Genomic DNA, 15,702 nt, shown 5'->3' on the forward strand with positions numbered 1-15,702 from the left:
CCGTATCGTCCGATGCCATGGGCGTCTACCCGGACAAGAACGTGGCCGAATCGCTGCAGCGCCTGCCCGGCGTCAGCGTCACCCGCGACCAGGGCGAAGGCCGTTTCGTGGTCATCCGCGGGCTGGATGCCAACCTCAACAGCGTCAGCGTCGATGGCATCGCCATCGGCACCCCGGAGGATTCCAGCCGCGCCGCGCCGCTGGACGTGATTCCCTCCGATTCGACCGAACGCCTGCGCGTGGTCAAATCACCCACCCCGGACATGCCCGGCGATGCCATCGGCGGTGCGATCCTGGTTGAGTCGGCGTCGGCCTTCGACCGCGAAGGCCGCAACCTGCGCGGCAAGATCGAAGCCAGCCACCAGCAGCTGTCCGGCAACACCAGCCCGAAGGCGGCCATCAACTACAGCGAAGTGTTCGCCGATACCTTCGGCGTGGCGCTCGGCGTGAACTACCAGAACCGCAAGTTCGAATCGGACAACACCGAAGTGGAGTACGGCACGTTCGACGGCGGCGCCGACGATGACCTGTTCGCCAACAGCCTGCAGCGCCGCAAGTACGAGATCGAGCGCAAGCGTATCGGCGCCAACCTCAACCTCGACTGGCGGCCCAACGAGGACAGCCGCTACTACCTGCGCACGCTGTACAGCCAGTTCGATGATGCCGAAACCCGCCAGCGCACCCTCTTCAACGTCGGCGACGGCGAGGTGACCGCACTGGGCAACCATCAGTACCGCATCGATGACCTGCCCGCCGATGCGATCCAGAAGCGCATGCGCTACCGCACCAAGAAGGAAAACACCTTCGCCGCCAGCCTGGGCGGCGAGAATCGCCTCAGCGGCGCGGTGCTGGATTACAAGGTCGGCTACACCCGCACCGAAGAACGCGTCAACGACGAGATGGAAGCGCGCTTCGAATACGCCGGCTATGACACCAGCGCCACCGTCGACCAGCGCAGCCGCGTACCCGGCCTTACCCTCGGCGATGCCGGCTGGATGGACAACGGCAACTACGACGTCGACCGCGTCGTGCTTTCGCCCAAGCGCGTGGACGATGAGGAGCGCAGCGCGCAGGTCAATCTGCGTTTCGACGGCGACAACACCAGTTATAAGTTCGGCCTGCTCGGCCGGTGGCGCGACCGCAACGCCGATACCGACGAGCGCGAACTGCGGGTCGGTCCGGACATCGCGTTGTCGGACTGGACCACTGCCAGCCCGGACCATCGCGGCGGCAGTCTCGGCCAGGGCATGAGTTCGGATGCCATGCGCCGTTACTGGGCCCAGCACGGCGCCCAGTACAGTGCGCGCCCACAGGACGCCGGCGGCAACGCGCTCACCTCGCTGGAAGAGGACTACACCGCCAGCGAAGACATCTTCGCCAGCTATGCGATGGGCACCTGGGATATCGGCGCGCTGCGCATCATCGGCGGCGTGCGCGTGGAAAATACCCAGTTCACCGCCACCGGCAACAGTGTCGACGTGGCCAGCAATGGCCGCAGCTACACGGTCACCCCGCTCAGCGTGAGCCGCAGCTACACCAACGTGCTGCCCGGCCTGCACCTGCGCTATGACGCCGGCGACGACTGGGTGCTGCGCGCGGCCGCCAACAAGACCGTGTCGCGGCCGTCTTTCGGCGACATCGCCCCGCGCGTCGGCCTGAGCCGGGGCGATGAAGAAGTGCGGATCGGCAACCCGCAGCTGGACCCGTACGAATCCAACAACCTCGATCTGTCGGTGGAGAAGTACATCGGCAGCACCGGTATCATCTCGCTGGGCCTGTTCCACAAGTCGATCGACGGCTACATCGTCAACACTGTGAGCAACAATGATCCGGCGTATCCGGGTTACGAGGTCACCCGCGTGATCAACGGCGAGAAGGCCAACGTCACCGGGGCCGAGTTCAACTGGCAGCAGCAGCTGGCGTTCCTGCCGGCCGGTTGGGACGGGCTGCTGGTCGGCGCCAGCGGCACCTGGCTGGACACCGATTTCGATCCGGGCGTAGCCGGTCGCGAGCGTGACGACTTCATGCTGCCGCGTGCGTCCAAGCATGTGTACAGCGCGCACATCGGCTACGAGAAAGATGCCTTCAGTACCCGCCTCGCCGCGGTGTACCGCAGCGAGTATCTGGACACGCTCGGGGACAGCCGCGCCTACGACATCTACGTGGCGCCCAACACCCAGCTGGATTTCAGCCTGGACTACAAGTTCACCCCGAACGTGAGCGTCTATTTCGAGGCGCAGAACCTGCTCGACAAGCCGCTGGAGCTGTATCAGGGCACGCGCTCGCGTACGTTGCAGATGGAAGAATACGGTCGCACCTATGCGCTCGGCCTGAAGGTGGCCCTGTGAGGCGCGCACGCCCTGTCATCGGCCTGTTGAGCCTGGCCCTGTTGGCGGCCTGCCGGCACGGTGCTGCGCCGGCACCGGTTGCGCCAGCGGCCGATGCCGCCCGCGCGGTGAGCACGGTAGCCGAAGCCTTCCTGACCCCGATGACGCCGGCCGACAACATCGACTCGCCAGCCAGCTGGACCACCGCCGATGGGCATCAGTGGCTGATCGCCACCGCCAAGGCCACCGACAAGCTGGTGGTGTACGACGGCCAGACCGGTGCACACCTGCGCGACGTCGGCAGCACCGGCACCGCACCGGGCCAGTTCGTCCGCCCCAACGGCATCGCCGTGGTCGATGACGTGGTGCTGATCGTGGAGCGCGACAACCACCGCGTGCAGGTCCTGCAACTGCCCGACTTCACCCCGCTGGGCGTGTTCGCCGCCGACGACCTGCGCAAGCCCTACGGGCTGTGGGTCAACAAGCAGCGGGAGGGTTACGAGGTTTACGTGACCGACTCCTACGACGCTGGCGAGGATGCGCAGGGCAACGACGGGCTGCCGCCGCTGGCCGAACTGGACAAGCGCGTGCGCCGCTACGCGCTCAGCGTGAAGGGCGGTGCGCTGGATGCCCGGCTGGTGTCCAGCATCGGCGACACCAGCGAGGCCGGCGCGCTGCGCGTGGTCGAATCGATCTGGGGCGACCCGGCCAACGACCGCCTGCTGATCGCCGAGGAAGACGAAACCTACGCCAGCGAGATCAAGGTCTACACGCTGGACGGCCGGTTCACCGGCACCACCTTTGGACGCGATGCCTTCAAGGCGCAGGCCGAAGGCGTGATGCTGCGTACCTGYGGCAAGGACGGCTGGTGGATCACCACCGAGCAGGGCAAGCAGCGCAGCGTGTTCCACCTGTTCGACCGGCATACCTTCAAGCACGTTGGCGCGTTCCAGGGCAACAAGGTGGCCAACACCGACGGCATCTGGCTGGACCAGCATGCCTCCACGCGTTTCCCGCACGGCGTGCTGTACGCGGTGCACGACGACCAGGGCGTGGTCGCCTTCGACTGGGCCAGCGTGGCCAGGCAGTTGTCGTTGCCGCTGGAGTGCGCGCCATGAGGCGCACGCCCATGGCCAGCGCGACCGTGCTGCTGGCGTTGCTGCTCGGCAGCGCCCCGCTGATCGCGAACAGCGCGGACACCGTCGCCGAGCCGAACACGCAGGTGCCGACGGGCAACCTCCATTACGCCGCCAGTGGCTTCCCGGACCGGATCGTGGCCTCGCCCGCACAGGACGCCGCGCGCGGTTTCGGCGTGTCGTGGCGGACCGACACGACGGTCGGCACGCCGGTGCTGGAGTGGGTGCTGGCCGGCGATTCGCCCGATGTTGGCCGCGTCACCCGCATCACCGCCAGCACCCGCGTGCTGGACACCGAGAACGGCAGCGCGCATTACCACCGCGCCGATGTCAGCGGACTGCAGCCCGACACGCTGTACCTGTGGCGCGTGCAGGGGCAGGCCACGTGGAGTGCCTGGAACCAGCTGCGCACCGCCGGCAGCGCTACCCAGGCGCTGACCCTGCTGTACTTCGGCGATACCCAGAACAAGAACCTCAGCCATGTCTCGCGGGTACTGCGCGCCGGTCTCAAGGCCGCCCCGCAGGCGCGCCTGAGCCTGTTCGCCGGCGACCTGGTCAGCGGCGGCGACGGCCAGGACGACAGCGAGTGGGGTGAGTGGTTCGCCGCCGCGGGCTGGCTGCCGCAGGAAACCGCCGTCGCCCCGGCGATCGGCAACCATGAGTACGTCGAGGAGTTCGAAGACACCCCGCAGGAACGTCGCGTGCTCGGTCGCCATTGGCCGGTGACCTTCGCGCTGCCGCGCAACGGCGTGGACGCGGCCGATACCAGCACCTACTGGTTCGACTACCAGGGCGTGCGCATCGCGGTGCTGGATGGCACCTCGGCACTGGACCTGGGGACCGCGCAGGCGCAGGCCGTCTGGCTGGACAAGGTGCTGGCCGACAACCCGCACCCGTGGAGCATCGTGCTGCTGCACCAGCCCTTCTACTCGCCGCGCGAAGGTCGCGAGAACGCCGAACTGCGTGACGTGCTGCTGCCGGTGGTGCGCCGCCATCAGGTCGATCTGGTGCTGCAGGGGCACGACCACACCTATGGCCGTCGTGGCGAAGGGCAGGGCGCGACCCCGCAGTTCATCGTCACCGTGGCCGGGCCGAAGCAGTACCGGTTGTCCGATGCCGCACGTGCCAGCATGGCGCCGGTCGGCGAGGACACCCAGTTGTTCCAGGTGTTGAACATCGACCCGCAGCACCTGCGCTATGAAGCGCGCACCGTCACCGGCCGGCTCTATGATGGCTTCGAGCTGACCCGCAGCACCGATGGCCGCAAGCACAAGACCGAGCTGACGCAAGGACGCATCGCCCCCCGTGACTGCACGCGCGCGCAGACCCTCAAGGGCCGCGCCGACCGTTGCTGGGAATGACCCCCGGGCCGGGCCGCCTCCACGCGCCCGGCCGCTGCTGGAGACGATGATGATCGACACGCGACGCGTAATTCCCCTGGGCGCCATCGCCGCCGCATTGCTGCTGCTCGCGGGCGCCAGTGCCGCCACCAATGCGGTGCTGCACCCGTTCCTGGCCGCCCAGCCCAGGGAAGCACCGGAGGAGGTCAACCTGGCCGTGGAGATCCCGGCCGGCAGCTTCACCAAGTATGAAATCAAGGAGGACGGACTGGTCCATGTGGATCGCTTCCAGTCCATGCCGGTGGCCTATCCGGCCAACTACGGCTCGATGCCACGCACGCTGGCCGGCGACAACGACCCGCTCGATGCGCTGGTGCTCACCCGTGAGCCGTTGCACCCCGGGGTGATCGTGCGCTTCCGCCCGATCGGCTTCCTGAAGATGGTCGATGGCGGCGAGCACGATGAAAAAGTCATCGGCGTGCCCACCGACAAACTCGACCCCACCTACGCCAACATCCGCGACCTGCACGACCTGCCGCTGATCGAACGCCAGCGCATCGAGGCGTTTTTCCGCGTCTACAAGGACCTGCCCGAGGGACGCAATCCGGTGCAGCTCAATGGCTGGGGCAATGCGGCCGACGCCAAGGCCTTGATCCGCGCGTCGATGCAGCGTTTCGAGCGCAAGCAGCAGCGCCAGAAGGGCGATTGACCGCGACGCGCGCGTTGTATGATCCGCGCTTGGGGCTCGGGGAAACGACGCAATGGCGAAGGCGCGCTGGGTAGAGGGGCTGGGGATCACCTTGCTGGTGCTGGAACTGCTGTTGCTGGCGGTGCCGGTCACCGTGCTGGATGGATTCGGCCTGCTGGTGTTGGCCTACCCGAACCCGCATCCCGACCACGCGCCGATGCTGATGGGGGTGGTGGTGGCCACGGTCGCGCTGATCGGTTTCTGGCGGCTGACCGTCGGCTTCCTGCTCGATGGCCTCAGCCTGAAGCGCGTCCCGGCCTGGGCGCGTTGGAGTGCCGGCAGCGGCGCGTTGCTGTGCCTGCTCGCCCTGCTGGTGGCCGCCATCTTCGACCGGTTTACCGCCTGGGCGCTGGTGGGTGTTTTCGGTCTGCCGGTGATGGTGCCGCTGTGTCATATGCTCGCCGTTTCCCGGGGCCAACCAACGCCACCGCCATTGCCGTGAGCGAGGTCAATCGCGCGCGGCGACGGCCTTGTCCGCACGGCGTTTGAACACCGTCATTTCCTTCTGCGCCTGTTTGTCGCCGTTGCGTTGGGCCACGTCGATACCCTGTTGCCAGGCCTGAGAGGCGGCATGCGCATCGCCGGCGGCCAGCCACGCCTTGCCCAGCAGCTTCCAGCCGGCGGAGTAACCGGGGTCCTGCGCCACGCAGTGGAGCAGGTGCGAGGTCGCCCCTGCCGGATCGCCGGCCTCGAGCAGGCCCTTGCCCAGGCTGAAACGCAGCAGTGCGTYGTCGCGTCCGCTGTCGAGCATGCGTTGCAGTGCAGCTAGGTCCATGGCGGTGCTTTCGTGTCGGGGAGGTGGGGGCAGGCCTGCTTCACGGCGTCCCCTGGCCATCGATGCGTGCATAGCGGCCGCGATGGTAGGCCAGCGCCTCGCCGGGCGCGGCCTCGAAATGCGCGACGCGCCCGACGATCAGCAGATGGTCGCCCAGCGCCACCGTGCGATGCACCGAGCACAGTAGCCAGCCCACCGCGTCGGGGACCCGGGGGGCGTCTCCGCTCAGATCCAGCAGGGCCATGTTGGCCGCGTCACGCCGCAGCAGCGGATCGGCGAAACGACGCGCAAGCGCCTCCTGCGCAGAGGACAATACGCTGATGCCGAACCATCGCGCTGCAGCGAATACCGGCAGGTCGGCCGAACGCGCGCCGATGCTCCACGCGACCAACGGCGGATCCAACGACAGCGAGGTAAACGAGTTGATCGTCATCGCCACCACCTGCCCCCGGATATCGCGTGCCGTGGCGATCGCCACGCCGGTCGGGTATTGCCCGCAGACGTGGCGAAGCGCGACCGTGTCGGGCCCGACGGCGCCGGAGGACGGTGCCGCCATGGCCTCCGCGTCGCGGACCGGACCCGGTTTCATCAGCGGCCGCCGGCGGCCTGGAAGCGGCGCGTCACTTCGGCCCAGTCGATCAGGTTGAAGAAGGCGGCGATGTAGTCCGGCCGACGGTTCTGGTAGTGCAGGTAATAGGCGTGCTCCCACACGTCCAGGCCCAGGATCGGCACGCCGCCGGACAGGTTGGCGTAAGCGCCCATCAGCGGGCTGTCCTGGTTGGGGCTGCTCTCGACCAGCAGCTTGCCGTCACGGCCGAGCGTCAGCCATGCCCAGCCGCTGCCGAAACGGGTCTGCGCCGCCTTGGTAAAGGCGTCTTTGAAGGCCTGGTAGCCGCCGAGGTCACGTTCGATGGCGGCCGCCAGCGCGCCCTGCGGCGTGCCGCCGTCGGTGCTGAGCACGGTCCAGAACAGGCTGTGGTTGGCATGCCCGCCGCCGTTGTTGCGCACGGCGTTGCGTACGCCTTCTGGCAGCGATGCGATGTCGGCAATCAGCTGCTCGATCGGCGTTGCCTTGATGCCTGCCTCGGCCAGCGCGGCGTTGAGATTGTTGACGTAGGCCTGGTGGTGGCGCGCGTGGTGGATTTCCATCGTCTGCGCATCGAAATGCGGCTCGAGGGCGTCGTAGGCGTAGGGCAGGGCGGGCAGGGTATAGGACATCGCAGACAACTCCGTGGAAAGAGCGGTCATGATCGGACCTGAAGCAAGGTTGAGGTCAAGCGCGTTGATGCGTTCGATTCATGATCCGACAGCGCGTGCGGCATGTTTCAACCGACCGTGCCCGACGGCTCATGGATCGGGCAGCGGTTGAACTGTGCGCGGAACTGCCGCGATGCGGCCATCACGATGCGGCGGGCACGGTTGAGGCTGCCCAGCGGACGGTGCGCCGCCAAGGCGTGCCACGGCGCAAACGCAAGGCCGTCTTCGCGCGCCTCGGCATCGGCGCTCCACGCCGGCTGCGCGCCGACCACCAGGCGTCCGACGGCCACGAACGGACTGAGCGCTTCGGGCCAGACCACCGAGGCGTCCTCGATGGGCATCTGTTCCAGATCACGGCACAGCTGCACCCGCAGCTCCCACTCGACCGGCGCATCGAGGCGCTCGAAGAAGCTGCAGATCGCCTCGCGCTGCGTATCGGCCGTCGATGCCAGCGGCTGACCGGTCAGCGCGAGCAGTGCGGGCGAGACCGGCACCCAGGAAAACTTGGCCATGTGCGGCCCATACAGGAACGGGACCTGGGTGAAGAACGTTTCGCCCAGTGGATGGTGCTGGGGTTCACCGCCCAGCGCCTTCAACGTCGCGCTTTGTCCGCCTACCGCTTCGAGCGCCGCTTCGGTGCCGCGCAGCGCGGCCGACAGCACCTGTTTGGTCCGCGGCATGCGTTCGGTGGTGGACGCCAGCAGCTTGGCCGAGCGCAGGAAGCCTTGGATGCCGGGCGTGCTGAAGGCCGGTCCGTTGACCATCAGGAAGTCCWGGCTGTGCTCCTCCTCGCCCCCCTCCACGCGCGCACCGGGGACGTCCAGCAGCTTCACTGCCATCGCGCGGGGCGTGGACACGGTATCGGGCAGTTGCTCGGCGGGCGGTGAGGACAGGCGCACCAGCGCCTGGTACGTACCGGCGGTGGCGAACAGGCCATGGGCGAGCTCGGCGGGGAGCCCATCGAGCACCTGGAAGCGGCCTGTCAGCAGGGCGTGGCCCTTGGCGTGCACCGCGCGGCGCGCATGGCCTTCATGCTCGGCCACGGTGCGGGCCATGCCGGTGAACACCGTCGCCAGCTCGGCGATGGTGTCCTCCTCGTCGTCCTGGCGATGTTCAATGTCGGGCGAATAGACAACAGCAGGCGCGAACGTGGCCATGGCAACGGCATCCTCGTGGGGCAGGTCAGGGAGCCGGCGCATGACATGACCGTGCTTACGCCTTGGCAACAGCCGGCTGGGGCGGGGCAGGGCACCACCTTGGCGGGTGCGGCGTGCAGGGTGGGTGCAGGGCGCATGGCGTCCGCGCGAAGACGCGGCGCGGTGCATTCACCACTCCAGCGCCTCGAAGAAGCGTTCGGCCGCGTTTTCCTGGCCCAGCACCGTGGCCAACGCGCCCAGCGCCGCGTCACGATGCGCCGGGCGCAGCGCGCCATCGTCGTCTTCCAGGTCGTCCCCGGCGTCGAGGTACACCGTACCGATGGCCGCGATGGCGGCGAGGAAGGTCGTCAGGTCCTGCGTCAGTACCGACGCCTCCCAGCGGCCCGCGCCATGGAACGCGAACAGGACCTGGCCGCTGTCGCGATCGAAGATGAAGGGGTCGGCATTCTGTTCGGCGATCACCAGCCAAGGGTCGCGCCAATCGGTCAGGCGCTCACCGCTGTTGCCTTGCCACCGATAGCCGGCCTGCAGGGACCACAGCCGATGCAGGGGCGGGAAACACACGTTGACGCCGGGGATGTCGATGCCGACCGGTCCCACGTTGGCATGCACGGTCTCGCCCCACGGGCCTATCTGCGCGTAGAAGGCCGCCAGCGGGGCGGGCAGCGGTAGCTCGCCACGCCACAGATCTGCCGGCTGGGCATGCAGCGGGCCGAAGCGGGCGAAGGATGCGTGCAGTGTGTGCATGGCCGATGTCGTTGCAGGGAAGGAGGCGAAGACTGGCCATCGCCTCGGGGAGGCACAACCGTATCCGCGCGGCGACGACCGGCACCGTCTTTCACGCGCGCTGGCTATCATGCGCCCTGTTTCCTCTCATTGGACGGTCGTCGTGTCGCTAGCGCTGGTGTGGTTCCGCCGAGATCTTCGTCTGCAGGACAACCCGGCCTTGCAGGCCGCGCTGGATGCTGGACACGTGCCGGTGCCGGTCTATATCCATGCGCCGCATGAGGAAGGCGATTGGGCGCCCGGTGGCGCGTCCAATGCCTGGCTGCACCGTTCGCTGGCCGCGCTCGATGCAGACCTGCGTGGCCGTGGCTCGTCGCTGGTGCTGTGTCGCGGCGACAGCCAGGCCGAACTTGAGCGGTTGATCGCCGCATCCGGTGCGGTGGCGGTGTACTGGAACCGCAAGTACGAACCGGCCACGCAGCCGCGCGATGCGAGGATCAAGCGCGACCTGCGCGAGCAGGGCATCGAGGCGCAGAGCCACAACGGCAGCCTGATGCTGGAGCCATGGGATATCACCACCCTGCAGGGTGGCCCGTACAAGGTGTTCACTCCGTACTGGCGCAACGCACTCACCCGCCTGCAGCTGCCCGCGCCGGTCCGTGCGCCGRCGTCGCTGCCGGCCCATCCGCTGCAGGGCGAGGCGCTCGATACGCTCGGCCTGGCGGCCACGTTGCCGTGGGATGCCGGGTTCTGGACGCACTGGCAGCCGGGCGAGGCGGGCGCGCAGGAGGCGTTGACGGTGTTCATCGACGGGGCGCTCAACGGCTATCGGCAGCAGCGTGACCTGCCCGACCGGGTGGGCACCTCGCTGCTGTCCCCGCATCTGCATTTCGGCGAGATTGCGCCGTGGCAGGTCGTGCATCAGTTGCAGCCGGCGCGCAGTGCCAGCCGCGACGCCGACATCGATGGCTACATCCGCGAACTGGGCTGGCGTGAATTCTCCCACCACCTGCTGCATCACTTCCCGCAGACCACCGACCACAACCTCAACCCGCGCTTCGACGGCTTCCGCTGGGCCGCGCCCAATGCGGGGCAGTTGCAGGCGTGGCAGCAGGGGCGCACGGGCATTCCGATCATCGATGCGGGTATGCGCGAGCTGTGGGCCACCGGCTACATGCACAACCGGGTACGCATGCTGGTGGCCAGTTTCCTGTGCAAGCACCTGCGCCAGCACTGGCGCGAGGGCGCGCGCTGGTTCTGGGACACGCTGGTGGATGCCGACCTGGCCAACAACACCATGGGCTGGCAGTGGGTGGCCGGCACCGGGGCGGATGCGGCGCCGTATTTCCGCATCTTCAATCCGGTGACCCAATCGGAGAAGTTCGATCCGCAGGCGCGTTACATCACCCGCTGGGTGCCCGAACTGGCTGCGTTGCCGTTGAAGGCGCGCTTTGCGCCCTGGCAGCATCCACACCTGCTGGCCGAACACGCACCGTCCTATCCGACGCTGCCGCTGGTCGATCTGGCCGCCGGGCGCGATGCGGCGCTGGCGGCGTACCGGCATACCGGCGGGGCATGAGCGGCGCCGGACAGGTCGGGTCAGAAACCTGAACGCGGGGGAGACGGCCGCACGTGTCGTCATGTCGGCATCGCGTCAGGCTGTTTATGCTCTTTCCCGCCCGCACGCCGATACACCGGTAACCAAGGAGAACATCATGATCCGACCCGCAACCCGTAACGTGGCCCTGGCCCTTATGACCGCCGCCGCTTTGTCGGCCTGCGCCACCGGCGGTTCGTACGTCCAGTCCGACCCCTACGGCAACCCGACCCAGCAGCAGAACAAGACCGGCCGCAATGCGCTGATCGGTACTGCCGTGGGCGTGGCCGCCGGTCTGCTCAGCGGCAACAGCGCTACCGAGCGCCGCCAGCACGCGATGATCGGTGCCGGTATCGGCGCGCTCAGTGGTGCGGCGATCGGCCAGTACCAGGATCGCCAGGAACGCGCGCTGCGCGAACGTACCGCCAACACCGGTATCGATGTGTCGCGTGATGGCGACAACCTGACCCTGAACCTGCCGGACGGCATCACCTTCGATTTCGGCAAATCCACGCTGAAGCCGCAGTTCTACGGCTCGCTCAACGGCGTGGCGAGCACGCTGGCCGAATACAACCAGACCATGATCGAAGTGGTCGGCCACACCGACAGCATTGGCAGCGACGCGGTCAACAATCGCCTGTCCAAGGAACGCGCCGACTCGGTCGCCGCCTACCTGACCGCCCAGGGCGTGCAGGGCGCGCGCATCGAAACCCTCGGCGCCGGCAAGGCGTATCCGATCGCCGACAACAGCACCGACGCAGGCCGCGCGCAGAACCGCCGCGTGGAGATCCGCGTGATTCCGCTGCGTCAGTAACATCTGGCGTTGCTGAGGCTCGGGCCACGTGCCGGAGCAAAAATGCCGCCTTTGTAGGCGGCATTTTTTTGTTTTTCTCCCATCGCTCCCGCAGGCACGGAACGCGCGCTACGACCTGTCAGACGCGGGGGTCGGGGGGCGGGCGCTGGGCCCCCATGCCCTTTCCGGCGACGCCCCCGGCCGCTACGGGGCCCTCACGCTCGCGACATGCCAGAGCGGAGACAGCACTTGATCCACACGGCGCCCAGGCRACCAAGCCACACGCATATCGCCGTGCGCCACGCGCCAAGGCCTTCGCAGAAGGACGCTCCCTCCATCGGGACAGGAGCGTCCTTTCTGTGGGGTGCCGACGCCCTCACCAGTCGTACTGCACCTGCAGCCGCGCATACCGCGGCGTGGTGTAGTAGCGCGCCTTGCCGTAGTTGAAGTAGTCGGTCACCGTCCCGGCGGAATTGACGTCGTAGCGCGCCTCATACACCTGCACCGGCTTGATCGAATTGAACAGGTTGATCACCGACAACTGCACGCTCAGCCCCGGCAGCGCGGCCGGCGAATACACCACGTTCGGGTTGACCGACATCGTCCACGGCGTGCGTCCACTGCTCCCCACCTTGGAAAGGTCGTCCATACCGACGTTGCAGGTGTGGAACACACCGCGATAGCCGAAGTCGGTATCGAAGGTGCCGTTGCCGCCGCCCAGGCAGCTGATCGGCGTCCCGGACTGCACCAGCAGATTCGCGCCCAGCTGCCACTGCGGGGTCAACTGGTAACTGCCGTACAGTTTGAAGCTGTGGCGACGATCATTGAACAGGTAGCCATCGGCGCCGTAGGACAGTTCCTTGAAGTCGAAGTCCGAGGTCGTGCCGGTGTCGTCCTGGCCGTTGGTGCTCTTCACCAGGCCTTCGTAGTTGCCGTACAGCTTGGCCCAGGTGTAGTTGACGCTGGCATACCAGCGTTCGGTCCGCTTCTCCGCCGACAGGCTCAGCGAGCGGTAGCTGCGCTTGGCCTTGGGGCCCAGTTCGCTGCCAGGAACAGTGATGGTGTCCGGCTTGCCGTCGCCATCGACATCAATGTCCAGGGTCAGGTCGCTGCCGGGATTGAAGATCCAGCAGCCGGGCAGGCCGCCCGGAACCTCCCATTCGCTGTCCCAATGCGAGACGTCGTAGCCGGCCGCCTTGGCCGCGTTGTACAACGATCGCGAATCGCAGGTGTCATCGATCACCTGATTGATCCGGCGCAGGGTGATCTTGGCGCCCAGCGTCCAGCCATCGACCCAATCGTTGGAGGAGCGCAGTTGCCGTTGAAAGCCGAGGATCGCCTCGTCCTGCGTGTAAGGCTTCAACCCGCGGGATGCGACCGCGCGCGGATCGGGCGTGCTGCCGTCGGCGCCGTTGACTACGCTGTCGGCGCTGCCGTTGCGATACGAGCCGGTGATGTTGGGCTTGCCGGTGACCGGGTCGTAGCCGTCGTAGGTGTAGTAATCCATCGTGTAGTACGACGCGGTAGCCGCGCGCAGTGCCACGTTGGCGGCGATGGGCAGCGAGTAGCGGCCAAGCGATGCGTACAGCTTACTGTCGCCGTCGCCGGTGGGATCCCACGAAAGGCCCAGCCGCGGCTGCCAGATATTGGACTGCTTGACGAACGTCGCGCCGCTGCCGTTGCGGTTGTCGAACGAATCATTGCGCAGCCCGGCGTACAGCATCAGCCGGTCGGTGACCTGCCAATGGTCTTCCAGGTACCACGACGCCTGCTTGACGCCGATGCGGCCACCGGTGCGGAAATCGATGCGCTGTGCGTAGTTGGCGTAGAGGTTCCAGTAGGCGCCGCTGGAATAGGCGGTGCCCTGCACCGAGGTCCAGTCCTCCTTGCTGTAGCCGCCGCCGAGCTGATGGTTGCCCAGCTGCCAGACCAGGTCGGCCTGGGTGTTGCTGCGCTCGTTGCTGCCCGCACGCAGGCCGAGCTGGCTGTTGACCGCGCAGCCCACCTGCTTGCCCAGTACGCGGTCGACCACGTAAGGGCAGTCGCCGTCGGCGGCGTTGATGTCGCCATCGTAGTCGCCACGCTGTCCGTCCGGGCTGATCGTGTACTCGCCGTTGGTATTGCGCATGCGCCCGTGCTGCAGGCTGGCGGTAACATCATCGCCGAGCTGGCTGGTCCACTTGAACACGTTGGTGGTGCCGCCGGAGCGGCCTTCCAGGCGCCCTCGGTAGTCGCCCTTGTCTACTGCCGCACCAGGCTGGTCGCTGGCGTACTCGGTGTCGTAATAGTCGTAACGGTAGCGGCGGCGATTGTCGAAACCGGTGTATTCCAGGTGGTTGCGGTCGTTGAGGTACCAGTCGAGTTTCAGCAGCCAGTAGGGATCGCGCGCGCGGTAGTCCTGTGCAGACGCCGCCAGCGACGTGGGCGGCACGGGGGTGTCCGGATCGCGCGCGCTGCGCGGGTTGCTCGACGAACGTCCGCCGAAGGCGGTTTTGTCCGATCGGGTCAGGCTGCCCAGCGCGAACACGAACAGCTTGTCCTCGATCAACGGGCCGCCGGCCCAGGCGCTGAACACATCGCTGGACTGGCGGTTGTTGTCGTACGAACGCAGGATGCTGCCATCGGTGCGAAGCGTATCGGGCGCATTTTCGCGCAGGGCGTCCGGTGCCGTGGTCCAGCTGACCCCGCCTTTCCAGGTGTTGGTGCCGCGCTTGACGTTGACGCTGGTGACCCCGCCAGTGGAAAACCCGTAACGCGCGCCATAGCCGCCGGTCTGCACATCCAGTTGGTCGATGGCCTGGAAGGGCACTTCGGCGAAGGACAGGCTGTCGAACAGGTTGGTGACGTTGAAGCCGTTGATGTAGTAACTGTTCTCGGCCGCCGATGCACCGCCGAACGAGGCCGGCCCGAAGAAGCTGCTGCTGGCTACCGTACCCGGGGTGAGCAGCGAGATGCTGGTGACATCGCGCGCAACCGGCAGCGTGTTGAGCTGTTCGGCGGTAAAGGTGGTGCGGGTCTCCACACTGCCGAGGTCGATCGGTGCCACGCTGCTGGCACGCACGTTCACCGCTTCCAGCGTGGCGGCCTTGGCGAAATCGGCCTGGGTGGTCTGCCCGGCGACCACGGTTACCTGGCGTTGATCGGTGGTGCCGTCGGTGCGGGTGATGCGGACGTCATACTGTCCGGTCGGCAAGGCCGGCAGGCGGAACCTGCCGTCGGCGCTGATGCGGGCGTCACGGGAGGTGCCGGCCTCCAGGCTGCGGATCTGGACGCTGCCGCCGGCGGCATCGGGGACATGCCCGAGGATGTCCCCGACCGTGCTCTGGGCCAACGCGGGCAGCGGCGTCAACATCGCCATCAGCAGGAGGGACAGGGTGGTCTTGCGCGGTTGGATCCTGCACGTACGGAACGGGTGATGCATGTCTTCCCCTCCAGTGCGTCCGGCCGGGGTGGCCGGGTCGAGTGGGGCGGACGCTAGTCCTCGGGCGCGGACGAAAAAACGCGTGGCGTCGCCAGGACGTTGCTTAACGTGACGCGGCGCAGAAATAACGCCGTCCCACGCATCGAGACGTGACCGGGTTCGCTCATAAACCTTCTGCATCATTGCGAAGGGTGAAAAACAGGATCGTGCCGTTAGCGACAATCCGCGCGTCGTCGCGGACGAAAAAACGCCGCCCGGAGGCGGCGTTGTCAGGTAGGGAGGCCGTGTTCGGCTACGCCGTCGGTCAGCCTGCGGTGACCGTCTCCAGGATCCGCTTGCCGGTGGCCTGCAGTTCGTCTTCGGCCTGCGCGTTGTGCTGTTTGGCGTACTTGGCGTTGGGACACTGCGCCAGCATGTAGTTGGCG

General features: G+C 67.2%; 13 protein-coding genes. 7 read left to right on the forward strand and 6 right to left on the reverse strand.

The features are described 5' to 3' along the window. From AC1DQP_RS07165 to AC1DQP_RS07185, 5 genes are all read left to right on the forward strand, one after another. Positions 1-2,348, forward strand: a 2,348-nt coding sequence (locus AC1DQP_RS07165) for a TonB-dependent receptor (protein WP_478051332.1), incomplete at its 5' end; no start/stop codon positions are given. 23 nt (positions 2,349-2,371) lie between these two features. After that, a complete protein-coding gene (locus tag AC1DQP_RS07170; RefSeq protein WP_457320384.1) occupies positions 2,372-3,445 on the forward strand; it encodes an NHL repeat-containing protein in 1,074 nt (357 codons plus the stop codon). After that, positions 3,442-4,824 carry a purple acid phosphatase family protein gene (locus AC1DQP_RS07175; RefSeq protein WP_457320380.1) on the forward strand — a complete coding sequence of 461 codons (1,383 nt, stop codon included), beginning with the start codon at positions 3,442-3,444 and terminating at the stop codon, positions 4,822-4,824. Before AC1DQP_RS07170 ends, AC1DQP_RS07175 begins: the two co-directional genes overlap by 4 nt. 49 nt (positions 4,825-4,873) lie before the next feature. Continuing rightward, entirely contained in the window at positions 4,874-5,512 is a 639-nt protein-coding gene (locus tag AC1DQP_RS07180) for an inorganic diphosphatase (protein ID WP_478051333.1), read from the forward strand. Between the two features lie 52 nt (positions 5,513-5,564). Then, positions 5,565-5,993, forward strand: a complete 429-nt coding sequence (locus AC1DQP_RS07185) for a hypothetical protein (protein WP_457320721.1) — start codon at positions 5,565-5,567, stop codon at positions 5,991-5,993. Positions 5,994-5,999: 6 nt separating this feature from the next. On the opposite strand, the gene AC1DQP_RS07190 is transcribed toward AC1DQP_RS07185, so the two are convergent. The 5 genes from AC1DQP_RS07190 to AC1DQP_RS07210 all read right to left on the reverse strand — a co-directional run bounded on the left by AC1DQP_RS07190 (position 6,000) and on the right by AC1DQP_RS07210 (position 9,487). Beyond that, positions 6,000-6,326: a tetratricopeptide repeat protein gene (locus AC1DQP_RS07190; protein ID WP_478051334.1), complete on the reverse strand. Its 327-nt coding sequence runs from the start codon at positions 6,324-6,326 to the stop codon at positions 6,000-6,002. Between the two features lie 40 nt (positions 6,327-6,366). Continuing rightward, positions 6,367-6,915 carry a flavin reductase family protein gene (locus tag AC1DQP_RS07195; RefSeq protein ID WP_478051335.1) on the reverse strand — a complete coding sequence of 183 codons (549 nt, stop codon included), beginning with the start codon at positions 6,913-6,915 and terminating at the stop codon, positions 6,367-6,369. Further along, complete coding sequence (locus AC1DQP_RS07200; protein WP_457320731.1) at positions 6,915-7,544, reverse strand: superoxide dismutase; 630 nt, start codon at positions 7,542-7,544, stop codon at positions 6,915-6,917. The genes AC1DQP_RS07195 and AC1DQP_RS07200 overlap by 1 nt, the downstream gene beginning before the upstream one ends. A gap of 107 nt (positions 7,545-7,651) precedes the next feature. After that, positions 7,652-8,782 (reverse strand): catalase family protein, encoded by a 1,131-nt coding sequence (locus AC1DQP_RS07205; protein ID WP_478051336.1) that lies wholly within the window; start codon positions 8,780-8,782, stop codon positions 7,652-7,654. A 126-nt stretch (positions 8,783-8,908) separates the two neighbouring features. Further along, a complete protein-coding gene (locus AC1DQP_RS07210) occupies positions 8,909-9,487 on the reverse strand; it encodes a hypothetical protein (RefSeq protein WP_478051337.1) in 579 nt (192 codons plus the stop codon). A gap of 142 nt (positions 9,488-9,629) precedes the next feature. Between AC1DQP_RS07210 and AC1DQP_RS07215 the strand changes: the two genes are divergently transcribed. Together AC1DQP_RS07215 and AC1DQP_RS07220 are read left to right on the forward strand one after the other, a co-directional pair. Continuing rightward, positions 9,630-11,045 carry a cryptochrome/photolyase family protein gene (locus AC1DQP_RS07215; RefSeq protein ID WP_478051338.1) on the forward strand — a complete coding sequence of 472 codons (1,416 nt, stop codon included), beginning with the start codon at positions 9,630-9,632 and terminating at the stop codon, positions 11,043-11,045. Positions 11,046-11,181: 136 nt separating this feature from the next. Beyond that, complete coding sequence (locus tag AC1DQP_RS07220) at positions 11,182-11,877, forward strand: YiaD family glycine zipper/OmpA-like lipoprotein (protein ID WP_256774042.1); 696 nt, start codon at positions 11,182-11,184, stop codon at positions 11,875-11,877. Positions 11,878-12,232: 355 nt separating this feature from the next. Here the strand turns inward: AC1DQP_RS07220 and AC1DQP_RS07225 are convergent, their stop codons facing one another. Next, positions 12,233-15,277: a TonB-dependent receptor gene (locus AC1DQP_RS07225; RefSeq protein ID WP_478051339.1), complete on the reverse strand. Its 3,045-nt coding sequence runs from the start codon at positions 15,275-15,277 to the stop codon at positions 12,233-12,235. Positions 15,278-15,702: the final 425 nt, after the last annotated feature.

The sequence above is a fragment of the Stenotrophomonas sp. P5_A8 genome (assembly GCF_056400545.1).